Annotated in this window: 22 protein-coding genes; 12 read left to right on the top strand and 10 right to left on the bottom strand. The window is 66.1% G+C overall.

Going from position 1 to position 22,030, the window contains the following annotated elements:
• Positions 1-1,359: an acetyl-CoA carboxylase biotin carboxylase subunit gene (gene accC / locus AC1DPF_RS03820; protein WP_477870159.1), complete on the top strand. Its 1,359-nt coding sequence runs from the start codon at positions 1-3 to the stop codon at positions 1,357-1,359.
• Positions 1,356-1,694 carry an arsenate reductase family protein gene (locus AC1DPF_RS03815; protein WP_477870157.1) on the top strand — a complete coding sequence of 113 codons (339 nt, stop codon included), beginning with the start codon at positions 1,356-1,358 and terminating at the stop codon, positions 1,692-1,694. Before accC ends, AC1DPF_RS03815 begins: the two co-directional genes overlap by 4 nt.
• Positions 1,695-1,701: 7 nt before the next feature.
• Here the strand turns inward: AC1DPF_RS03815 and AC1DPF_RS03810 are convergent, their stop codons facing one another.
• From AC1DPF_RS03810 to AC1DPF_RS03795, 4 genes are all read right to left on the bottom strand, one after another.
• Positions 1,702-2,469, bottom strand: coding sequence for a GDSL-type esterase/lipase family protein (locus AC1DPF_RS03810; RefSeq protein WP_477959771.1), 768 nt, complete (start codon positions 2,467-2,469; stop codon positions 1,702-1,704).
• A 66-nt stretch (positions 2,470-2,535) separates the two neighbouring features.
• On the bottom strand, positions 2,536-5,958 hold the full coding sequence (locus tag AC1DPF_RS03805; protein WP_477870153.1) for a chromosome segregation SMC family protein: 3,423 nt from the start codon (positions 5,956-5,958) through the stop codon (positions 2,536-2,538).
• 44 nt (positions 5,959-6,002) lie between these two features.
• Positions 6,003-6,746 (bottom strand): thioredoxin domain-containing protein, encoded by a 744-nt coding sequence (locus tag AC1DPF_RS03800; RefSeq protein ID WP_477870151.1) that lies wholly within the window; start codon positions 6,744-6,746, stop codon positions 6,003-6,005.
• A 133-nt stretch (positions 6,747-6,879) separates the two neighbouring features.
• Entirely contained in the window at positions 6,880-7,065 is a 186-nt protein-coding gene (locus AC1DPF_RS03795; RefSeq protein WP_477870149.1) for a hypothetical protein, read from the bottom strand.
• 115 nt (positions 7,066-7,180) lie between these two features.
• Here AC1DPF_RS03795 and AC1DPF_RS03790 point away from each other — a divergent pair, with 115 nt between their 5' ends.
• The 3 genes from AC1DPF_RS03790 to AC1DPF_RS03780 all read left to right on the top strand — a co-directional run bounded on the left by AC1DPF_RS03790 (position 7,181) and on the right by AC1DPF_RS03780 (position 8,888).
• On the top strand, positions 7,181-7,708 hold the full coding sequence (locus AC1DPF_RS03790; RefSeq protein WP_477870147.1) for a YsnF/AvaK domain-containing protein: 528 nt from the start codon (positions 7,181-7,183) through the stop codon (positions 7,706-7,708).
• A 4-nt stretch (positions 7,709-7,712) separates the two neighbouring features.
• On the top strand, positions 7,713-8,642 hold the full coding sequence (locus AC1DPF_RS03785) for a YsnF/AvaK domain-containing protein (protein ID WP_477959769.1): 930 nt from the start codon (positions 7,713-7,715) through the stop codon (positions 8,640-8,642).
• A 93-nt stretch (positions 8,643-8,735) separates the two neighbouring features.
• The gene (locus tag AC1DPF_RS03780) at positions 8,736-8,888 is read left to right on the top strand and encodes a hypothetical protein (protein WP_477870143.1); all 153 of its coding nucleotides are present in this window, start codon (positions 8,736-8,738) and stop codon (positions 8,886-8,888) included.
• Positions 8,889-8,963: 75 nt separating this feature from the next.
• Here AC1DPF_RS03780 and AC1DPF_RS03775 read toward each other — a convergent pair whose 3' ends face one another.
• From AC1DPF_RS03775 to AC1DPF_RS03755, 5 genes are all read right to left on the bottom strand, one after another.
• On the bottom strand, positions 8,964-9,362 hold the full coding sequence (locus tag AC1DPF_RS03775) for a TadE/TadG family type IV pilus assembly protein (protein WP_477870141.1): 399 nt from the start codon (positions 9,360-9,362) through the stop codon (positions 8,964-8,966).
• A complete protein-coding gene (locus AC1DPF_RS03770) occupies positions 9,359-9,808 on the bottom strand; it encodes a TadE/TadG family type IV pilus assembly protein (protein WP_477959767.1) in 450 nt (149 codons plus the stop codon). The genes AC1DPF_RS03775 and AC1DPF_RS03770 overlap by 4 nt, the downstream gene beginning before the upstream one ends.
• 8 nt (positions 9,809-9,816) lie before the next feature.
• Positions 9,817-11,070 carry a pilus assembly protein TadG-related protein gene (locus AC1DPF_RS03765; protein WP_477959765.1) on the bottom strand — a complete coding sequence of 418 codons (1,254 nt, stop codon included), beginning with the start codon at positions 11,068-11,070 and terminating at the stop codon, positions 9,817-9,819.
• A 233-nt stretch (positions 11,071-11,303) separates the two neighbouring features.
• Positions 11,304-12,005 (bottom strand): thioredoxin domain-containing protein, encoded by a 702-nt coding sequence (locus tag AC1DPF_RS03760; protein ID WP_477959837.1) that lies wholly within the window; start codon positions 12,003-12,005, stop codon positions 11,304-11,306.
• 2 nt (positions 12,006-12,007) lie between these two features.
• Positions 12,008-12,586 (bottom strand): DUF721 domain-containing protein, encoded by a 579-nt coding sequence (locus AC1DPF_RS03755; RefSeq protein ID WP_477959763.1) that lies wholly within the window; start codon positions 12,584-12,586, stop codon positions 12,008-12,010.
• 25 nt (positions 12,587-12,611) lie between these two features.
• Between AC1DPF_RS03755 and AC1DPF_RS03750 the strand changes: the two genes are divergently transcribed.
• Positions 12,612-13,658 carry an A/G-specific adenine glycosylase gene (locus AC1DPF_RS03750; protein WP_477959761.1) on the top strand — a complete coding sequence of 349 codons (1,047 nt, stop codon included), beginning with the start codon at positions 12,612-12,614 and terminating at the stop codon, positions 13,656-13,658.
• Positions 13,658-14,548, top strand: coding sequence for an NAD(+) diphosphatase (nudC, locus tag AC1DPF_RS03745; RefSeq protein ID WP_477959835.1), 891 nt, complete (start codon positions 13,658-13,660; stop codon positions 14,546-14,548). The genes AC1DPF_RS03750 and nudC overlap by 1 nt, the downstream gene beginning before the upstream one ends.
• A gap of 27 nt (positions 14,549-14,575) precedes the next feature.
• Here nudC and AC1DPF_RS03740 read toward each other — a convergent pair whose 3' ends face one another.
• On the bottom strand, positions 14,576-15,475 hold the full coding sequence (locus tag AC1DPF_RS03740; RefSeq protein WP_477870127.1) for a prephenate dehydratase: 900 nt from the start codon (positions 15,473-15,475) through the stop codon (positions 14,576-14,578).
• 158 nt (positions 15,476-15,633) lie between these two features.
• On the opposite strand from AC1DPF_RS03740, the gene AC1DPF_RS03735 reads away from it, so the two are divergent.
• The 5 genes from AC1DPF_RS03735 to AC1DPF_RS03715 all read left to right on the top strand — a co-directional run bounded on the left by AC1DPF_RS03735 (position 15,634) and on the right by AC1DPF_RS03715 (position 22,011).
• The gene (locus AC1DPF_RS03735; RefSeq protein ID WP_477870125.1) at positions 15,634-16,254 is read left to right on the top strand and encodes a c-type cytochrome; all 621 of its coding nucleotides are present in this window, start codon (positions 15,634-15,636) and stop codon (positions 16,252-16,254) included.
• A gap of 271 nt (positions 16,255-16,525) precedes the next feature.
• Complete coding sequence (locus AC1DPF_RS03730; RefSeq protein ID WP_477959759.1) at positions 16,526-17,686, top strand: phosphoserine transaminase; 1,161 nt, start codon at positions 16,526-16,528, stop codon at positions 17,684-17,686.
• A 126-nt stretch (positions 17,687-17,812) separates the two neighbouring features.
• A complete protein-coding gene (gene serA / locus AC1DPF_RS03725) occupies positions 17,813-19,390 on the top strand; it encodes a phosphoglycerate dehydrogenase (RefSeq protein ID WP_477959757.1) in 1,578 nt (525 codons plus the stop codon).
• A 180-nt stretch (positions 19,391-19,570) separates the two neighbouring features.
• The gene (locus tag AC1DPF_RS03720; protein WP_477870119.1) at positions 19,571-20,686 is read left to right on the top strand and encodes an ATP phosphoribosyltransferase regulatory subunit; all 1,116 of its coding nucleotides are present in this window, start codon (positions 19,571-19,573) and stop codon (positions 20,684-20,686) included.
• 35 nt (positions 20,687-20,721) lie between these two features.
• A complete protein-coding gene (locus AC1DPF_RS03715; protein WP_477870117.1) occupies positions 20,722-22,011 on the top strand; it encodes an adenylosuccinate synthase in 1,290 nt (429 codons plus the stop codon).
• Positions 22,012-22,030 lie beyond the last annotated feature (19 nt).

The following is a 22,030-nucleotide window of genomic DNA, read 5'->3' as shown; positions in this document are numbered from 1 at the left end:
ATGGCCATCAGCAAGGTCCTGATCGCGAACCGGGGCGAGATCGCGCTCCGCATCCACCGTGCCTGCCACGAGATGGGCATTCAGACGGTGGCGGTCCACTCGACCGCCGACGCCGACGCGATGCACGTCCGCCTTGCCGACCAGTCGGTCTGCATCGGGCCGGCCCCGGCGTCGGAAAGCTATCTTAACATCCCGAGCATCATCGCCGCCGCAGAGATCTCGGGCGCCGACGCGGTCCATCCCGGCTACGGCTTCCTCTCCGAGAACGCGATGTTCGCCGAGATCGTCGAATCGCATAACCTGATCTGGATCGGCCCCAAGCCCGAGCATATCCGGACGATGGGCGACAAGATCGAAGCCAAGACCACCGCCGCCAAGCTCGGCCTGCCGCTGGTCCCCGGATCGCCCGGCCCGCTGACCTCGATCCATGAGGCGCGGGAGATCGCGGCCAAGATCGGCTATCCGGTGCTGATCAAGGCGGCTTCGGGTGGCGGCGGACGCGGCATGAAGGTCGTCACCGAAGAGAGCCAGCTCGAGACCCTGATGGCGCAGGCCGGTTCCGAGGCGAAGTCGGCATTTGGCGATGCGACCGTCTACATGGAGAAATATCTCGGCGATCCGCGCCACATCGAGTTCCAGGTGTTCGGCGACGGCAAGGGTAATGCGATCCATGTCGGCGAGCGCGACTGTTCGCTCCAGCGCCGCCATCAGAAGGTGCTCGAAGAGGCCCCCTCCCCGGTCATCACCCATGCCCAGCGCAACGAGATGGGCGCGATCGTCGCCCGCGCCATGGCGGACATGGGCTATCGCGGCGCCGGCACGATCGAGTTCCTCTACGAGAATGGCGAGTTCTACTTCATCGAGATGAACACCCGCCTGCAGGTCGAGCATCCGGTGACCGAGGCGATCACCGGCCTCGATCTGGTCCGCGAGCAGATCCGCATCGCCGAGGGCAAGCCGCTGTCGGTGACGCAGGAGGACCTGGAGTTCCGCGGCCATGCGATCGAATGCCGGATCAACGCCGAAGACTGGAAGAGCTTCGCGCCGAGCCCCGGCACGGTGAAGGCCTTCCATGCGCCGGGCGGCATGCACGTTCGCGTCGATAGCGGCATTTATGCCGGTTATCGCATTCCGCCTTATTATGATTCGATGATCGCCAAGCTGATCGTCTACGGCCGCGATCGTGCCGGCTGCATCCGTCGGCTGCGCCGCGCGCTCGAGGAGTTCGTCGTCGATGGCGTCAAGACGACGATCCCGATGCACCGCGCCTTGCTCGACGAGCCGGATTTCCAGAGCGGCAATTACACAATCAAGTGGCTCGAGGAGTGGCTGGCGACACAGCAGGATCCCGCCGAATGAAGGCGACGATCTGGCACAATCCGCGCTGCTCCAAATCGCGCGAGGCGCTCGCTATCCTGCAGGCGGCTCCAGGCGTCGAGATCGAGGTCCTGGACTATCTGAAGCAGCCGCCGAGCCGCGAGGCCATCGCCGCGATCTACGCCAGGGCGGGCATGACGCCGTCGGAAGGCCTCCGCAAGGCCGAGGACGGCGCCAAGGCGCTGAAGGGCGCCAGTGACGACGCGATCCTCGACGCGATGGCTGCCGATCCCATCCTGATAGAACGCCCGCTGGTGGAAACCGCCAAGGGCGCAAGATTGGGCCGGCCGCCGGAGAGGGTGCGCGAGATACTCTGAGCAGGCGCTAATGCGCCACCCGCTCGCCGCCCGCAATCTGGGTCGGCACCGGCGGCATCATCTCCAGATAGGCATCGACGAGCAGGTTCCACACCGCATAGCCGTCCGCATTCAGGTGGATCCGATCCTCCAGGAAATAGCGGTCGTCGGGCCGGCCGTCCGCGGCCAGCAAAGCTGTGCCGACATCGAGATAATCGAAATCGCCTGCCGCCTCGGCCTGCGCCTTCACCGCCGCGTTCACCTGTTGCATCTTCGCCCATAGTCCCCACCGGGCGTTGCCGGGCTTGAGCGAGAGGAAGACGATGCGCGCCTGGGGCAGATCGGATCGCAGGCGAGTGAGCAGGGTCAGCACGTCGGCGATCACGCGCTCAGGCGCCGCGCCATGCGCGATATCGTTCTCCCCGATATAGACGACCACGGCGGCGGGCCGATAGACCGACAATATCTGCGGATAATAATATAGCACATCAGGCGTTTCCGAGCCGCCGAAGCCGTGGTTGACCGGAGCGAATGCGGGAAAGCCGGCCGCGACGTCCCAGCGCCTGATGCTGGAGCTGCCCACGAAAAGCGTGCCGCCATTGACGATCCCGAGATCCTTGTCGTGGCGCTGAAATGCCGCGATCTCAGGCGCAAAGCGCAGCGATGCGTTCGCAGCCGGCGCCGGCGCGAGCTGGTCCCCGGCCGCGGCGGGGACCAGCTCGGCGGCCCATGCGGGCATGGCAGGCATGACAGGCGCGAGGAGCAGCGCGAGCAGTCGATTGAGCATTCGATTCATCTGGCGTGAGGTCTCCGACGTGTCGCACCTGTTGGTAGATTGGAGCAGATTAACTCCCGATTGCGGTTACTCCGCGGCGAGGAGTTGCTCCGCCGCGCCCAGATCGACCGAGACGAGCCGGCTGACGCCCCGCTCGATCATCGTGACGCCGAACAGGCGGTGCATGCGACTCATCGTGACGGCATTGTGCGTGACGATCAGGTAGCGCGTGTCGGTTTCGTTGGTCATCGCCACGAGCAGGTCGCAGAAGCGCTCGATATTGGCGTCGTCGAGCGGGGCATCGACCTCGTCCAACACGCAGATCGGCGCGGGGTTGGTGAGAAACAGCGCGAAGATCAGCGCCACCGCGGTCAGCGCCTGCTCGCCGCCCGACAAAAGGGTGAGCGAGCTGAGGTTCTTGCCCGGCGGCTGCGCCATGATCTCGAGCCCCGCCTCCAGCGGATCATCGCTGTCGATCAGCGCGAGATGCGCCTCGCCGCCCGCAAAGAGCGTCGTGAACAGCCGTCGAAAATGCCCGTCCACCGCCTGGAACGCCGCGAGCAGCCGCGCCCGCCCTTCGCGATTGAGGCTGCCGATCGAGCCGCGCAGCCGGTTGATCGCCTGATAGAGTTCGTCCCGCTCGGCGATGCTGGTGCCGTGCTGGCTCTCGATCTCGGCCAGTTCGCTCTCGGCGACCAGATTGACCGGGCCGAGCCGCTCGCGGTCGACGGTCAGCCGTTCGAGCCGGGCGGACTCGGCCGCGCCGTCGGCGACTTCGCTGCTCGCGAAGCCGATCTTTTCGGGCAACACCGGCGCCGGGCATTCGAAACGCTCGCCCGACAGGCGGCTCATCTCGACGCGGCGCTGTTCCTGGTTCTCATGCCGTGCCTGCGCGCCTGCGCGCGCCTCGCGGGCAGCGGCTAACGCCTCGCCGGCCTGCGCGACATCGGTCTCGATCGCACGCAACTCCGCCTCCGCCAGGCGCTCCGCTTCGCGCGCGGCATCGGCAGCCTGATCGGCCGCGCGCGCATCGGCGCCCACTGTTTCGATCAACGCCTGCAATTCCTCGGGACGGCCTTCGAGAGCCTTGGTCTCGGTTTCGATGGCGCGCGCGCGCGAATCCATCTCGGCAATGCGGCTTGCGGCATCGCCTGCCCGACTTCGCCAGCTCTTCGCCTCGGCGCGTGCCGCTTGCTGGCGCTGCGCGTCAGCCGAAGCTGCCTGCGCAAGGGTCATCGCTTGCCCCCGCGCCTCGAACAGCCGCGCGCGCACCATCTCGCTGGCCTTGCGCAGCCGCTCGACTTCGCTGCGGGTCGCCTCTCCGTCGGGCAGGGCCAGCATCACCGCCAGTTGGGCTTGCACCGCCTCACCGGCCTCGTCCGCTTCGCCGGCGGCGCGCTGCTGCCGCTCGGACATCGCACCGCGCTGGCCGGCCAACCGCTCGATCGCGGTGGTGGCCTGATCCTCGTCGCGGATCGCACCCCGCTGCGCGACCTCGGCCCGGCCGAGTTCGCCGCGCGCCGCATCGATCGCTGCCTTGGCCGCCTGCACGGCCCCATTGGCATCGGCCAGCGAAGACTGGGCCGCATCCACATCGGAGCGTGCCTTCGGCAAAGCTGCGTTGAGCTCCGCGAGGCGATTTGCGCGCACCAGCCGTTCCGCCGCGGCCGCACCGACATTGGCGGCGACGAAACCATCCCAGCGCCGCATCCGACCATCACGCGTGACGAGCCGCTGCCCGACGCCCAGCGGGATCGAGCCGTCATCGCCATCGACAACGCCGACCTGGGCCAGTCGCCGAGCCAGTTCCGCAGGGGCGCCGACATGATCGGCAAGATTCTCCACTCCGGCGGGAAGCCGCGGGTCGTCGGCCTTGTCCGCGCCCGACCAGCGCAGCGGCCCGTCACCGCCGACGGCGGCATCGAGGTCGTCGCCCAAGGCTGCCGCCAACGCCCGTTCATAGCCGGGCGTCGCCTGGATCCGGTCGATCGCGCGATTGCCCTGCCCTGCCGCGCCGGCCGTCTTCGCCAGCGAGCGCGCTTCGGACTCGAGCGCGGCCAGTGCCGCGCGCGCCGCGCCGCTCGCGGTCTCCGCCTCCTCGCGCCGCGCGGCGGCGGACGTGCGGGCCTCCTCGGCCGCGCCGATCGACGCCATCGCGTCCGCTATGCCGCGCTCGGCCAGTTCGCGCGCGGCTATCGCCGCCGTCCTGCGCGCGACCAGCGGCGCCTCGTCGCCAAGTGCTGCCAGCTCGCGCGCGATCCGCTGAGCCTCGGCCTGCGCCCGCTCCAGCCGTTGGCGCGCGGCCGTGACATTGGCTTGCGCGACCCGCATGTCGGCCTGCTCCGCGGCATAGGCCGCCTGTGCCTTGGCCACGGCCAGTTCGGCCTCACGCGCTTCATTCTCCGCGTCCCGCACCTGCGAGTCGATCGCCGACTGTCGTATCGTCGCCTCGTCGATCCGGCGGCCGAGTTCCTTTTCCTCCTGGCCGAGCGCCGCTAGCGCTGCCGCCGCGTCGATCGCCAGCCGATCCTCCCGCGCGCGGTCGCGGCTCAGCGTATCGCGCGCCTGCCCGATGTCGGCGAGGCGGCGCCGGACGCCTTCCAGGTCGGCGTTCAAAGTCGCCAGGCGATGGGCCAGCCCGGTCGACCGCTCGCGCGAGCTCTGTGCAGTGGCGCGTGCATCGCCAACCTTGCGGGTAATTTCCGCTTGCCGCGCCACCAGGGCGCGCTGGATATCGGCGGCCTGGTTGACCGTGGCGTCGGCCAGGGCCGCTTCCTTCTGCGCCGCGTCGGCAGCATTGGCCGCGTCGCGCCAGCGCGAGAAGATCAGCCGCGCCTCCGCGATCCTGATCTGCTCGCTGAGCGCCTTGTAGCGTTCGGCGGTGCGCGCCTGCCGCCGCAGCGATCCTGTGCGCGCTTCCATGTCGGCGATAAGGTCGTCGAGCCGTGCGAGGTTCGTCTCGGTTGCCCGCAGCTTCTGCTCGGCATCCTTGCGGCGGACATGCAGGCCGGCGATTCCCGCTGCCTCTTCGAGCATCTGGCGCCGCTCGGCGGGCTTGGCGGCGATCACGGCGGCAATACGACCTTGGCTGACCAGCGCCGGCGAGTGCGCGCCCGTGGCGGCGTCGGCGAACATCAGGCCGACGTCCTTCTGGCGAACGTCGCGGCCGTTCATCCGGTAGGCGGAACCGGCGCCCCGCTCGATCCGGCGGGTGACCTCGACCTCCCGGTCCTGATCGCCCTCCGCATCGGGCCGTTCGGTGAACAGGGTGACCTCGGCGAAGTCGCGGGCTGGCCGGGTGGTCGTGCCCGCGAAGATGACGTCCTCCATGCCGCCGCCGCGCATCGACTTGGCGCTGGATTCGCCCATCACCCAGCGGATCGCTTCGAGCAGGTTGGATTTGCCGCAGCCATTGGGACCGACAATCCCCGTCAGGCCGCGCTCGATCATCAGCTCGGCCGGCTCGACGAAGCTCTTGAACCCGGAGAGGCGCAGCTTGCGGATGCGCATCGGCGGCTCAGTCGGCCCCCGCCGATGCGCCCCTGAAGCTCATCTCAGCGGGCGCGTTCGCGCAGCTTGGCTTCGAGGCCGGGCCAGTCATAGACGCCTTCCTGGCGTTCGCCATTCAGGAAGAAGTTGGGCGTGCCGTCGACCTTGTCCTCGTTGGCGCCGTGGTCGCGGATCTTGAGCAGTTCCGCCAGCGCGCCCTTGTCGGAAAGGCAGGCCTGGATGCGATCGCCCGGCACACCATGAGCCTTGAAGAAATCTTCGAGCCCCGACAGCTGCACCAGCTGGGCGAACTGCTCCTGCTGCGGCAGCGCGCCGAGCGACTGGAGCCTCTTCTCGTCGATCGAGTTGAACTTGCCGACCCAATCGGCCTGCGTTGCATAGAGCTGCTCGACGAACGGGAAGAAGGTGTCCGCCCCCTGGCAGCGCGCGACCAGCGTTGCCGCGACGTCGAGCGGATTGAGCACGAAATTACGATATTCCCAGCTCACCTTGCCGGTTCTGACATAATCATTCTTAAGCGGCTCGGCACCGGCCTTGGTGAAGTCGCGGCAATGCGGGCAGGTGATCGAGGCATATTCAACCAGTTTCACCGGCGCGTCGGGATTGCCCATCCGGAAGCCGCCCTCGGGCGTCTTGACGACCGTCTCGGTCCAGTCCTGTCCGGTATAGGGTGCCTGGGGCGCAGCGGTCGCAACATTGGCGGCAGCGCCTTCGTTCGCATCCTTCTTGCCGCAGCCGGTCAGCACCAGCGCCAAACCGATCGCCGCGAGGGCCAGCGTCTTCGTCATATTCTCATAGTCTCCGAGCAGCGCATGGGGGCTGTGGTGCACAGTGATAGCCGCGACGGCGGATGGCGCAAGAGAAGCTTGCGCCATAGCATCCGAGGCCTCGCATCCCAGCCCGTCATCCGTCCCGGCGGCGCTATTTCACGCCGGACGTCTCCGGCGGCTCATTCGCACTGCCCCTGAAACCATAGATCCGCCACGGTCCTTCGATCTTCGGCTCCATGCCGGGCGCCAGGAACTGCACGCGGTTCAACCCCCGTGGGTCATAGGCGATCCTCAGGTCGAAAAGCCTCGCCAGACGCGCCCGCGGATGTTCGGCCATGATATCCCCCGATCGATTTGCCCCGCTGGATATTCGCCGCGAACCACCTCCGAAATCAAGCTTGTCCGAATAGCGGGCGCGACGACCAGGCACCTCGGCCCAGCTCACCGCGCTTTTGCATGCTCCTGTCAAAACTATCGAGATCCATGACCCTCAACAGGAACAGGTCTTCCATCTATTTGTTTATCAAAAGTTCCAGCCTGAACGGCATGGAACACTTCTGGAAAATATCAACATGACAAATAACGATCGAGTAGAAGTCATTCCGCTGGTGGAAGAGCATATCTCTACTTCCAAGGAACGCTTCGAAACCGGAACGGTTCGGGTGAGGACTTTCACCACTGAAACAATGGCGCGTGTTACCGAAGATCTCCAGCAAGACGAAGTAGACATCCGACATGTTTCAATAGACCGGCCAGTCGAAAGCGTGCCCGATATCCGAGAGGAAGACGGTGCGCTGATCATACCCGTCGTCGAGGAAATTCTGGTCGTGGAAAAGCGGCTCGTGCTGAAGGAAGAGATCCACATTCGACGACGCCAGACGGTGGAACGCTTTGAAAAGTCGATCCCCCTCAAGTCGCAGCAGGCCATCATCGAGCGGCACCGCGCGGACGGGGCCGCATCACCACCAAGCAAGGAGTAGGATAATGTCGCGAACAGTCACCGCCCTTTTCGACAACCGCCAGGAAGCCGAGGCTGCGGCTGACCGGCTGCGGCAGTCGAGAATCGATGCCGACCGGATCAGGATCATGGACCAGCACAGCCAGGGCTTCAGCGCCGATCGCTATTCGAACCGCGAGGATCGCGGCATTTGGGCCTCGATCAAGGAGATGTTCCTGCCCGACGAGGATCGCTACACCTATGAAGAAGGCGTTCGGCGCGGCGGTGTGGTGGTCAGTGCGCAGGTCGACGAAGACGAAGCCGACGAAGCGATCCGCATACTCGAGGAAGCGAGCAGCGTGGATCTCGACCGCCGCACGCAGGATTGGCGCAGCAGCGGCTGGACCGGGGGCGTCGCCAGTGGCAGCACCGGCATGTCCGCGACCGACACCTTGCGGGGCGACAGGGCGCGCGAGCCCGGCGTCTCCGATCGATCGGGTTCCGTGGTCGACGAGGAGCGCATCCCGGTGATCGAGGAGCAGCTTCGCGTCGGCAAGCGCGAGATCGAGCGCGGCGGTGCGCGCGTCCGTTCCTATATCGTCGAGGAACCGGTCCATGAGCAGGTTACCCTGCGCGAGGAACATGTCAGCGTCGAGCGGCGCCCGGCGGAGCAAACCACCCGCGCGGGAGATGTCGGCGACGCCGACCTGCTGCGCGATCGCGATATCGAGATGACCGAGACGGCGGAAGAAGCCGTGGTGGCAAAGGAAGCCGTCGTCCGCGAGGAGATCGTGGTCCGCAAGACCGCCGAGGAACGGGTCGAGGACATCGACGATACCGTGCGCCGAACCGAAGTCGAGGTCGATGAGGGCGATCGCGGGATGGTCAGCCATGGCGTTGACCGGGACCGCGACCGCGATCGCGACCGCGACGGTCTGCCGGGCAGCGGCAGGACCGATCGCGACACTTCGTTCTGATCGGATGGCGACGTCGAGGGAGCGGGCCCCGCTCCCTCGGCATCCTCCACCTGTGGACGCGCAGAGGTCGCGATGTGGAGAGCGGTGTGGCGCATGATGATCGTCGCGATCGTGGCGGTCAGCGCCGCGATCCTCGTCATGTTCGTCGCCGAACGGTTAAACCCGAAAAGACCGGTGCCGCCAGAGGATGCGGTGCCGATCGCTCCGGTCGTCAAACCACAGCCCGACAAGCTTAAACTGCGTTGATAGTGCGTGGAGCGGAACCACAGCAGCTCGGCTGCACAGGCTCGGGGTGCAGAACGGGCAAGAGCGCAATCGCCGCTACGGTTGGTAGGCGCGCCTCGTATGACTCAGGCTGACCGCATCCGCCTGGAAGAAGATGAAGTTCATCGGAACCGAGTAGGCCATGGTCACTTCGACGAATTTGACGCCCTTCGCGGTTCCATGGCTCACCGAAGGGCCGGTGATCCGGCTGTTGTCGAGCCCGAACTTGCTGCTGCCCACCTTTGCAAGGATCTGGGCGTCGGACGGGTTCGGATAAATGGTCGCGTAGCGCGCGCCGGTTTCGACCGCCTGCTGCAGTCCTGCATCCGCGTAGAACATGATCCCGATCTGCATGATGCCGATGATCATGGTCAGCAAGACCGGTATCACAAGCGCGAACTCGACCGCGGACGCGCCGCGCTCATCGTCAACGACATTGCCGCGCTGCGCGCTCACTGCACCCGCACCGAGGCATAGCCCGCCACCGGGATGTCGCCGCTGGCGGACAGCTGCAACATCGGGAACATGGGCCGATAGCTTGCGCTGATCGAGATCGACACGAAGCGTCCGACCTGCTGGCCGGTAAAGCAGCTGCCGTCGAACGAGACCTGCCTTACGCCCGCACATTCGAGCCACTTGTCGAGCGTGACCTGCTCCGCGGGCACCGACGCCGCATCGGCGGCCTCGGCCTGCAAGGCCTGGAAGGCTGCACTGTTCAAGCCGCCCGCGGTCGCCATCTCGACGCTGCGCGCTGCCGCCTGCTGCACCCTCAGCTTCGCGGCGAAACCCATCGCGAGATCCGACATCCCGGCAATCAGCATCGCCAGGGCCGGAATCACGATCGCAGTCTCGATCACGCTGATGCCGCGATCGTCGGATGGCAGGTCCCGAAGCCGTCGCAAGCCCATTCTCAGCTCACCAGTTGGACGCGCGCGCCGGTGAAGGACGACGCGCCCGAACCGCTCGGGCAATTATTCGCGATCATGGTGTTGCCGGTGAAGGTGACGCGCCGGCTCACGATCTGGATGCATTCGGTTGTCATGCCCGAATCTCCCGAGAAGCTCACGGCCTGCGACGCCATGTAGATTGCCCCCTGCAGCTTCGAACCGGCATTGCCGTTGACCGTGTTGCTCCCCGAATCCTGGGCGCGGCGATCCTGGTAGAACAGCACCCCCTTGTAGGTCCCGCTGGTCGGCGCGGTGAGCTGCAGGCTGGCGCCGCCGTTGATGTCCACCGTCGCGATCGTGCTCGGATTGGACGTCGCGTTGCTGCTGGTGAGGATGAAGGTCACCCCGGTACCGGTGATCACCGTCTGCGATCCCGCGCTGAACGAGCTGCCATCGATAAGATACACGCCGGGATCGAAGCTAACCGTGCCCTTCAGGTCCATGCCGCGGTAGCAGGACACGCCCGCGGCATTGGTCACGTGCTGGGTTGCGTTCGGCGCCACCGAAAGCTTTCCGCTGCACGTCGTTACCGATGGCGTCGGCAACCCGGCGAAAGGGTCCGGCTGGGCTATCGAATAGGGCTGCAGCGTGGTGCCCGCCGCGTAATTCGCGCTCGCCTGCAGCCCTCCGACCGCCGCAACCGGCGTCGCGAAGATGCTGCTGCTTCCGCCAGCGGTCACGGCATTGCTGGCGATCGAATTGGTGGCGATGCCGCAACCCATCGTCACGCTCGCATTGCCCTGCATCGTCACCCCGGTGGCGCTCGTCGGCTCCAGCGAGATCACGCAGTAATTGCCGTTGCTGATGACGGCGGCGGTTGCATCGGCGGTCAGCACCGGTGCCGAACTCAGGAACAGGCTCGAGAAGGGCAGCGCCTTCTGCATCTTGAGCACCACCCGCACAGCATTGGCGTTTCCGGCAAAGCTGCCGGCCGTCGGCGCGCTTTCGATCGTGGGCGATCCCAGCAATGTCACGAAGCTGTGCCGGTTGATCTCGGTCGTGGCGCTCGCCATCGGGTCGCCCCCCTGAGCCTTGGCATATGCACCGGCAAGCGCGGCCGAGTCTGCCTGGCGCTGGATCTCTCTTTTCCACACCGTCCACTGGACCGTGTCGGTAGCAAGCCCGCCGGTCCCGATCAGGACGGGAAACGACAATGCGACCAGGAACAGGGCGTTGCCCGCTTCGTTGCGGATCAGATCGATAAGCTTGTCGAACATCAGGCGCCAATCCGTCCATCCAGCACGCGAGGACGGCACCACAAGCAGGCAGCAGCCTTGAAATCAGGATAAGCGAATTGGTTAGCGGGACAGGAAGGAAGGCCGCTTGCCTAGACCTTGATCGGATCAGGCACAATCAGCCTGATCCGTGAATCAGGGTCTAAATCTTTGACAGAGCATGATTCACGCTTTCGGCGGAAGCGCAACGCGCTTCCACCTCAAACGAGCATACTCTAGCGCAAGGCAGCCTTGATCAAGGGTTCCAGATCCGCCCATTCGTGGACGTTCTCCTGCCGTTTCCCATTGACCAGGATCAGCGGCGTTCCGGGAATTGCGTCGCGTTGCCAGCTGTTCCCGGCCATTTTCGTGAGCTGGTCCTTGCCGGCCGCATCGGCCATGCAGCTGGCATAGACCTTCGGTGTCATGCCGCGCTTCATGAAGAAGGCATCGAAGCCGGCCGCCTTGGCGACAAGCGCCATCTTTTCGTCGTCCGACCTGCTTTCGAAGTCTGGCGCACTCGCAGCACTCGCGCCCTTCGTCATCCAGTCCTGCTGGGTGGCGAACAGCGCTTCGATCGAATCGAGATAGAGCGCGCGCGGTTCACAGCGCAGCAGCAGAGATGCGACGAAGTCGTAGCCGTCGCGCACGGCATGCCGCACTTCGAGGCTCGCAATCCCCCTAGCGAGATAGTCCCGCTTGAGCGGAGACATCGCGTCTCGTGCCAATGCGGCGCAGTGCGGGCAGGTGAGCGACAGATATTCGACGAGCTTCACCTTGGCCGCAGGGTTGCCGACGACGATCGCGCCTTCGGTGGTGCGGCTGGTCGTCAGCAGCCAGTTCCGAGCGGCAGGAGCTGCCTTTGCCAACGGTTTTGCAGCGTACACGCCAGATGACATCGACAGGGCGAGCAGCGCAGCCGCTGCAACCGGTAGCATCTTCACTGGTCGCCGTCTCCGGGCGTGATGACCGGCGGCCCGCTCGTGGCGGCAAGCGCCCCCGCCAGCGATTCCAGGCAGGCACGAAGTTCGGGATCGCCAACTGTCCGCAGACTGTCGCCGAGATCGACCGGCAGCATCTTGAGCGAGGGCGGAGCGACTCGCGGCGCCGGCGCGGGCGGCGCGGCACAGGGACCCTGCTTGATCGCGATGCGCGCCACCGCGGGATAGCCGAAGAAGCGGTTGACCCGCTCGATGATCGTGGGCGCGACATGCTGGAGCATCGTGCCATGCGCGCCGTCGACCAGCAGCGCCAGAACGCCTTCCGAGCGACGGCCCTGGGGGAAGCGAATCGATTCGGGAACCGAGACCCTGGCGTAGCGCTCGCCGACGATCTCCGCCCAGCGGCTGACCACCGAACTCTGCACGAAGCCGAAGCGGCGAAAGGCAGCGCGGCCGACATCGGGCAGCATATCCGCGACCGAACGGGCCTGGCCGCCGCGCGGTCGGGGCTCGATCGGCTTCGCTGCTTTCGCCGCCTTGGGCCGCGCCGTTTTCACTGTCTTGCCGGTTTCGCTCATACCCGCTTCATGCCATAGGCGCCCCATGCGCGTCGATGCCGTAGCTGAAAATTTGCTGGCCTGGTATGACGTCCATCGTCGCCGGCTGCCGTGGCGTGCCGAAGCCGGAGCGGCAGCACCCGATCCCTATCGGGTGTGGCTGTCCGAAGTGATGCTGCAGCAGACCACGGTGGCAGCGGTGAAGCCCTATTTCGAACGCTTCACCACCCGCTGGCCGACGGTGAACGATCTCGCCGCCGCCGACGAGTCCGAGGTGATGACCGCCTGGGCAGGCCTCGGCTATTACGCCCGCGCCCGCAACCTGATCGCCTGCGCCCGTGCGGTGGCACGCGACCATCGCGGCCGTTTTCCCGACAGCGAGGCCGGGCTGCGCACCCTGCCGGGCATCGGCGACTACAGCGCTGCCGCGATCGCGGCGATCGCCTTTGGACAGCGCGCGGTGGTGATCGACGCCAATGTCGAGCGTGTCTGCAGCCGGTTTTTCGCGTTCGGCCAGCCCCTGCCGCAGGCGCGCGCCGCGCTGCGAACCGCGGTCGACCGGATCACACCAGACGCGCGGGCCGGCGATTTCGCGCAGGCGATGATGGATCTGGGGTCGGGCATCTGCACCGCCCGCGCGCCGCAATGCCTGCTTTGCCCGTTGAGCGGGGGCTGTGCTGCCCGGTCGGCTGGCAATCCGGAGGCCTATCCGGTCAAGGCCGCAAAGCGCACCAAGCCGCAGCGCCGCGGCACCGCATTCTGGATCGAACGCGGCAACCATGTCTGGCTGGTGCGGCGGCCGGCCAAGGGCCTGCTCGGCGGCATGCGCGCGCTGCCCAGCGGTCCCTGGATCGACATCGATCCCGGGCTTGCCGGTGCACCGATGGGCGGCGCATGGCGCGATGCGGGAACGGTTGCCCACGTCTTCACCCATTTCGCGCTGGACCTGCGGGTGATGGCCGCCAGTTGCCGGGAGGAGATCGGCGACGGCGAATGGTGGCCGATCGAGCGGATAGAGGAGGCCGGCCTCCCCACCCTTTTCGCACGCGCCGCTGCCTGCGCTATCGCCACGCGCCGACCCATGGAGAGATGATGGCCGACTTTCCCGCCCCCGGCTTCACTGGATCACCGCTCGTCCGCATCGATATAGAGCGCGATAACCAGGCCTATTTCGACGAGCAGCGCGCCAGCCTCTCGGCACGGCTGTTACGGCTGGGGGGGCTCGGTCCGGTGCTCGATCCCGACGGCCGGCTGAGCTGGGGTTCGCTGGCCGAAGCGGATCCCGATGCGCCGCTGGCTTTACTCGGCCTGATCGACGGGAAGCCGCGCTTCGTTTCCTTGACGAGGATAGATCCGGCGAGCGACCAGCGCGCCGGTATCATGACCGTGGGATCGATGACCGAGCCTGGCGACGCCGGCACCTATGCCGCCGCCCGGGCGCTGGTCGACTGGCACAGCCGCCACGGCTGGTGCGCCAATTGCGGCCATGTCACCACGGCAGGACGCTCGGGCTGGGCACGCTTCTGCCGCAAGGAGGATGGAGGCTGCGGCACCGAGCATTTCCCGCGCACCGATCCCGTGGTGATCATGCTCGCGGAATATGGGGATCGGGTGCTGGTCGGCCACAATGTCCGCATGCCGCCGCGCTTCTATTCGGCACTCGCCGGCTTTCTCGAAGTCGGCGAATCGATCGAGGACGCCGTTGCGCGCGAGCTTCATGAAGAGGCAGGCGTCGTCGTCACCGAGGTCCGCTACATCGCCAGCCAACCTTGGCCGATGCAATCCCAGCTGATGATCGGCTGCATTGCCAAGGTCGAGAGCGACGTGCTTCAGCTCGACACCAAGGAGATCGACCATGCGCTATGGGTGAATCGCGAGGAGGTCCGCGCCGCGCTGTCCGGCAATCCCGACGCGCTGTTCGAGATGAGCTTCCCGATGGCGATCGCCTATACGCTGCTCACCGCCTGGTCGAATGGAGCGTAGCCCGACCCACAGCCATGGCGATCCAGATTAGCCCAGCACCCGCGCGCGGGCCTGCGGATACGTCCCGAGCAAACGTACCCACTTGGTGTGGAAAGCGAGCTCCTCCAGGGCGCGGCGGACATGCGGCTGGTCGGGATGGCCCTCGATATCGGCGTAGAATTCGGTTGCCGCGAAGGTCGCGCCACGCTGATAGCTTTCAAGCTTGGTCATGTTGACGCCGTTCGTGGCAAAACCACCCATCGCCTTGTAGAGCGCTGCCGGGATGTTCTTCACCTCGAAAATGAAGGTGGTCATCACTGGCGTGCTATCCAGCGGCACGTCCGGTGCCGCGCGGGCCAGCACGACGAAGCGCGTAGTGTTGTCGTCCGAGTCCTGCAGATCGTCCTTCACCACCTTCAGACCGTAGATCGGCGCGGCGAGCGCCGGCGCGAGCGCGCCGACGTGAAGGTCGCCCGCTTCCGCCACCGCGGCTGCTGCACCGGCGGTATCGGGATAGGAGATGGGCGTGATGCCATTGGCGCGCAGCCAGTGGCGGCACTGCCCAAGTGCCTGCGGGTGGCTCATTACCTCGGTGATCTTGCCGTGGTTCGGCAGCGCCATCATCGTATGGCTGATCCGCATGAAATGCTCGCCGGTGATCACCAGTCCCGATTCGGGGAGCAGGAAGTGGATGTCGGCGACACGGCCGTGCAGCGAATTCTCGATCGGAATGACGGCACAGTCGGCGCGGAAGTCGCTCACGGCGTCCAGCGCATCCTCGAAACTGAAGCATGGCAGCGGCAGGCAGTTCGGAAATGCCGCGAGCGCGGCGATATGCGAATTGGCCCCGGGAGCGCCCTGAAACGCCACGGCGCGGCCCGGGTCGGCGGCACAGGCAGCGGACATTTCGGCGACGAGCACCTGGGCGGGAGCGGGATAGTTCTGCATGTTGCGCAGCCGATTAGGCGGACCTCGGGTCGATCGCAAGTCGCAGCGCAGCATATTCGGGTGTCGGGACGCTTGCGGAGCCCTCCAACCGATTATAAAGGGAGCGCGATTTTCGCGTGGGTTCCATCTCCCACGTTACCAGGGAGCTTGTGGGGCAAATGGACGATCGCGCTAACACGATTGCCGGCTGGGCGCTGGCTGGCGGCATTGCCGCACTGGGCCTTTCGATCCTCAGCGGCGAATATTTCAAAGCTGAGCGGCCCGAGAAGATGGGCTATGTCGTCGAGGGCGTCGAAGCAGAGGGCGACGCGGGCGGCGGCGCTGTCGCCGACAAGCCGATCGCTTTCTATCTGGCGAGCGCCGATCCCGCCAAGGGCGCCGACGTGTTCAAGAAGTGCGGCGCCTGCCATAATGCGGAAAAGGGCGGCCCGAACGCGCTTGGTCCGAACCTGTGGGGCGTACTGGGCGAGACGATCGGTGCCGGCGCGCATGGGTTCGCCTTCTCGGATGCTCTCAAGGCAAAGGGCGGAACCTGGGATTGGGACGGCCTGAACGCATGGCTGAAGAGCCCCAAGGCGTTCGCTCCTGGCACCAAGATGACCTTCGCCGGTCTGTCCAAGCCCGAAGATCGCGCCAACGTCATCGCCTATCTCAACCAGCAGAGCGATGCGCCTAAGCCGATGCCGGCGGTTCCCGCCGAAGCGGCCCCGGCTGCCGGCGCCCCAGCCGACAATGCTGCGGCTCCGGCCGAAGGCAACGAGGCCGCACCGGCGAAATAGTCCTGCTGCGATCGATTTTAAGAGGCCTCGGAGCGACGCTCCGGGGCCTTTCTCTTGGGCATCATTCAGGCGGAGGCCGGAATCTCGATAGTGGTTCGCGACCTCAACCCGTCCTTGACGGCCGAGACCCCGGCATCCGCCGGGGTGACGTCATCTATTCAAATGTCACCCGATCGCCATCCCGCATTGACTTGCAGTCACGCATCTCTAGAAGCGCCGGCGGGCCACGCTGTCCCAACGCAGCGCGTGCTCTCTGTGAGGAGAGTCTTAAATGACTGATTTTGAATACCCGGCCTCGAAGCCGGCACGTCCCCATTTCTCTTCCGGTCCCTGCGCCAAGCCGCCGGGCTGGGCCCCCGAAAAGCTCGCCACCGGTTCGCTCGGCCGCTCGCATCGTTCGAAGCTGGGCAAGGCGCGGATCAATCATGCGGTCGATCTGACCCGTGACATCCTCGGCATTCCCGCCACGCACCGCATCGGCATCGTGCCCGGATCAGACACCGGCGCCGTCGAGATGGCGCTGTGGAGCCTGCTCGGTGCCCGCAAGGCGACGATGGTTGCCTGGGAGAGCTTCGGTGAGGGTTGGGTCACCGACGTCGTCAAGCAGCTCAAGATCGAGGCCGACGTGGTCAAGGCACCCTATGGCGCTCTGCCCGATCTCGCCGCGCTCGACCAGTCGACCGACATCGTGTTCACCTGGAACGGCACCACTTCGGGCGTGCGCGTACCGAATGGCGACTGGATCCGCGACGATCGCGAAGGGTTGACCATCGCCGATGCCACCTCGGCCTGCTTCGCGCAGGATATTCCGTGGGACAAGCTCGATGTCGTCACCTTCTCCTGGCAGAAGGTGCTCGGCGGCGAAGGCGCGCATGGCATCCTGGTGCTTGGCCCGCGTGCCGTCGAACGACTCGAAAGCTACACCCCCGCCTGGCCCCTGCCGAAGATCTTCCGCATGACCAAGGGCGGCAAGCTGATCGAGGGCATCTTCAAGGGCGAGACGATCAACACGCCGTCGATGCTGGCGATCGAGGATTATATCCACAGCCTGGAATGGGCGAAGTCGATCGGCGGCCTGTCCGAGTTGATCGCGCGCGCCGATGCCAATGCCGCGGCGCTTGACGCCTGGGTGCAGAAGACCGACTGGATCGACCACCTCGCCCCCGACGCGGCGACGCGGTCCAACACCTCGGTATGCCTCAAATTCGCCGAGCACGCGGTCGAAGGGCTCGATGAGGATGCACAGCTCGCCCTCGTCAAGAAGATGGCCGGTGCGCTGGAACTCGAAGAGGCCGCCTATGATGTGGCGGGCTATCGCGACGCACCTCCGGGTCTGCGGATCTGGTGTGGCGGCACGGTCGACACGGCCGACGTCGAGGCACTCGGACCCTGGCTCGACTGGGCCTGGAACCAGGCCCGCATCCCGGCCTGACAGGCCTCCACCTATGCAACGTCATTCCAGCGAAAGCTGAAATCTCCTTGTCTTCCTTCGCTCACGAAGAGAAGTGAGATCCCAGCTTCCGCTGGGATGACGGCCTGAGATCAAAGGATAAAATCCATGCCCAAGGTACTGATTTCCGACCAGATGGACCCTCTCGCCGCGCAGATTTTTCGCAACCGCGGCATCGAGGTCGACGAGATTACCGGCAAGACCAAGGAAGAGCTGATCGCGATCATCGGCCAATATGACGGCCTGGCGATCCGCTCCGCCACCAAGGTCACCAAGGAGGTTCTCGAAGCCGCCACCAACCTGAAGGTTGTCGGCCGTGCCGGCATCGGCGTCGACAATGTCGACATTCCCTCCGCATCGGCCAAGGGCGTGGTCGTGATGAACACGCCGTTCGGCAATTCGATCACCACTGCCGAGCACGCGATCGCGCTGATGTTCGCGCTCGCCCGCGATCTGCCCGAAGCCGACAAGTCGACCCAGGCCGGCAAGTGGGAAAAGAACCGCTTCATGGGCGTCGAGGTGACCAACAAGACCCTCGGCCTGATCGGCGCCGGCAATATCGGCTCGATCGTCGCCGATCGCGCTCTGGGCCTCAAGATGAAGGTTGTCGCCTATGATCCCTTCCTGACGCCCGAGCGCGCGATCGAGATGGGCGTCGAAAAGGTTGCGCTCGACGAACTGCTTACGCGCGCCGACTTCATCACCCTGCACACGCCGCTGACCGATTCGACCCGGAACATCCTGTCGAAGGAAAACCTCGCCAAGACCAAGAAGGGCGTGCGCATCGTCAATTGCGCGCGCGGCGGCCTGGTCGACGAGGCGGCGCTCAAGGAAGCGCTCGACAGCGGCCATGTCGGCGGCGCGGCGATGGACGTGTTCGTTACCGAACCGGCCAAGGAATCGCCGCTGTTCGGCACGCCCAACTTCATCGCCACCCCGCATCTTGGCGCGTCGACCAACGAAGCCCAGGTCAACGTCGCGATCCAGGTCGCAGAGCAGATCTCGGACTTCCTGCTGTCCGGCGGCGTCACCAACGCGCTCAACATGCCGTCGCTGTCGGCCGAGGAAGCCCCCAAGCTGCGCCCGTACATGGCGCTGGCCGAGCATCTCGGCGCGCTGGTCGGCCAGCTCGAGGGCGACGCGATCAAGGCGATCGCGATCGAAGTCGAGGGCGCTGCCGCCGAGCTCAACCAGAAGCCCATCACCGGCGCGGTGCTCGCCGGGCTGATGCGCGTCTATTCGGACACGGTGAACATGGTCAACGCGCCCTTCCTCGCGAAGGAGCGCGGCCTCGACGTGCGCGAAGTCCGCCACGACCGCGAGGGCGACTATTCGACGCTGGTACGCGTCACCGTCACCACGTCGGAGGGCGCCAAGTCGGTCGCGGGCACGCTGTTCGCCAATGCCGAGCCGCGCCTTGTCGAAATCTATGGGGTGAAGGTCGAGGCCGATCTCAGCGGCGACATGCTCTACATCGTCAACGTCGACGCGCCGGGCTTCATCGGCCGGCTGGGTTCGACGCTGGGCGAAGCAGAGATCAACATCGGCACCTTCCATCTCGGCCGCCGCACGGCGGGCGGCGAAGCGGTGCTGCTGCTATCGGTCGACACCAAGGTGGATAACAGGGTGAAGGCAAAGATCGCCCAGCTGCCCGGCGTTAAGTCCGCCAAGACGCTGAGCTTCTAGGCCGTGACACGTCGCCCCAGCGAAGGCTGGGGCTCATATCTCTCCCGGCTAGGCGATGATCTCGTCATAAAGATCGCGCCGGCCGGGATTGGCAATCTCGATCAGATTGACCTTCCACGTCCGCAGAATGACGAAGGTACAAGTTGAACCGCGTGCAATCGCCGCTATGAGCCTCAGCCGATGACCATTACCCCCGGCCTCCTGCCCGAAGGATTGCGTGATCGCCTGCCGCCGCAGGCGGAAGCCGGGTCGCGCCTGCTGCACAGGGTGATCGTCGCGATCGGCCGGCACGGCTATGCGCGCGTGTCGCCGCCGCTCGCGGAGTTCGAGGAAGGGCTCGTCGCACAGCTCAAATCGGCGCGCTCGCAGGATCTGCTGCGCTTCGTCGATCCGCTGTCGCAGCGTACACTGGCGCTTCGGCCCGATATCACCGCACAGGTCGGCCGCATCGCCGCCACCCGCATGGGCCACCGCCCGCGCCCGCTGCGGCTCGCTTATGGCGGCCCGGTGCTCAAGCTGCGCGCGACCCAGCTGCGCCCGGAGCGCGAGCTGACCCAGGCCGGGGCGGAACTGATCGGTAGCGACAGTCTCGCCGCGGTGATCGAGGTGCTGCGCGTCGCCGTCGAGGCGCTCGAGGTGGCCGGCGTCACCGGCATCACCGTCGACCTCACCTTGCCCGATCTCGTCGAAACGCTTGCCGCCGGGGCGATGCCGCTGCCGCCCGAGAAGATCGACACCGTGCGCGACATGCTCGACGCCAAGGATGCCGGCGGGCTGGCGGGCCTTGGCGCCGACGCCTATCTGCCCTTCATCGAGGCCGCCGGCCCGGTTGCCCCGGCCCTCGCCCGGCTCCGCGCCATTGCCGGGGCCAAGGCGCTCGACAAGCGGATCGAGGCGATCGAGGCGATCGAGGCCGCGCTCGGCGCCCAGGTCACGCTGACGCTCGACCCGACCGAGCGCCACGGCTTCGAATATCAGAGCTGGATAGGCTTCTCGCTGTTCGGCCGGGGCCTGTCGGGCGAGATCGGCCGCGGTGGAAGCTATACGATCGTCCACCCGGACGGGCGTGAGGAAAAGGCGATCGGCTTCTCGCTCTATATCGATCCGCTGGTCGATGTCGGCCTCGGCGTCGTCGAGCATCGCCGCGTCTTCCTGCCGCTCGGCACCGATCCGGCATTGGCGGCGCGGTTGCGCGCCGAAGACTGGATCACCATCGCCGCGCTGACCGACACCGACGAGGCTGCAGCGCTCGGCTGCACCCATATCCTTCGCGGCTCTGTGCCCGAATCCCTTTGAATCCCGTGATGCGGGAAGTTGAACAGGACTGACTGATGGCCAACGTCACCGTGATCGGCGCCCAGTGGGGCGATGAGGGCAAGGGCAAGATCGTCGATTGGCTCGCCGAGCGCGCCGACGTCGTCGTGCGTTTCCAGGGCGGGCACAATGCCGGCCATACCCTCGTCGTCGGCAACCAGACCTACAAGCTCAGCCTGCTGCCGTCGGGCATCGTGCGCGGTACGCTGTCGGTGATCGGCAATGGCGTCGTGTTCGATCCATGGCATTTCCGCGAAGAGGTCGCCAAGCTGCAGGGCCAGGGCGTCACGATCACCCCGGCCAACCTCCAGCTGGCCGAAACCTGCCCACTGATCCTGCCGATCCACCGCGACCTGGACGGCCTGCGCGAAGACGCCTCGGGGGCCGGCAAGATCGGCACCACGCGGCGCGGCATCGGCCCGGCCTATGAGGACAAGGTCGGCCGCCGCGCGATCCGGGTGTGCGACCTCGCCCATCTCGACGACCTTGAGCTTCAGCTCGACCGGATCTGCGCGCATCACGACGCGCTGCGTGCCGGCTTCGGCGAGCAGCCGGTGGACCGCGACCGGCTCAAGGCCGATCTGGCCGAGATCGCGGATTTCATCCTGCCCTTCGCCAAGCCGGTCTGGCTGACGCTCAACGAGGCGCGCAAGGCAGGCCGCCGCATCCTGTTCGAAGGGGCGCAGGGCGTGCTGCTCGATGTCGATCACGGCACCTATCCGTTCGTCACTTCGTCGAACACGATCGCCGGCACCGCCTCCAGTGGTTCGGGACTCGGCCCGTCCGCCGCCGGCTTCGTGCTGGGTATCGTCAAGGCCTACACCACGCGCGTCGGCTCGGGGCCGTTCCCGTCCGAGCTGGAGAACGAGACCGGCCAGCGCCTCGGCGAGCGCGGCCGCGAGTTCGGCACCGTCACCGGGCGCAAGCGCCGCTGCGGCTGGTTCGATGCGGTGCTGGTGCGCCAATCGGCGGCCGTATCGGGCATCACCGGCGTCGCCCTCACCAAGCTCGACGTGCTCGATGGCTTCGAAGAGATCCGAATCTGCACCGGCTATACGCTCGACGGCAAGACCTATGACTATCTGCCCCCCCACCCGCAGGATCAGGCGCGGGTCGAGCCGGTTTACGAGACCATCGAAGGCTGGAGCGAGTCCACCGCCGGCGCGCGCAGCTGGGCCGAACTTCCCGCCCAGGCGATCAAATATATCCGCCGCGTCGAAGAACTGATCCAGTGTCCGGTCGCACTCGTCTCGACCAGCCCGGAGCGCGAGGACACCATCCTGGTCCGTGATCCGTTCACCGACTGAGCATAAGCCTCGGCGTTAC

It is taken from the genome of Rhizorhabdus sp. P4_G6 (assembly GCF_056401045.1).
The sequence above is the reverse complement of the archived record's forward strand: the minus strand, read 5'-3'. Positions and strand labels throughout refer to the sequence as shown.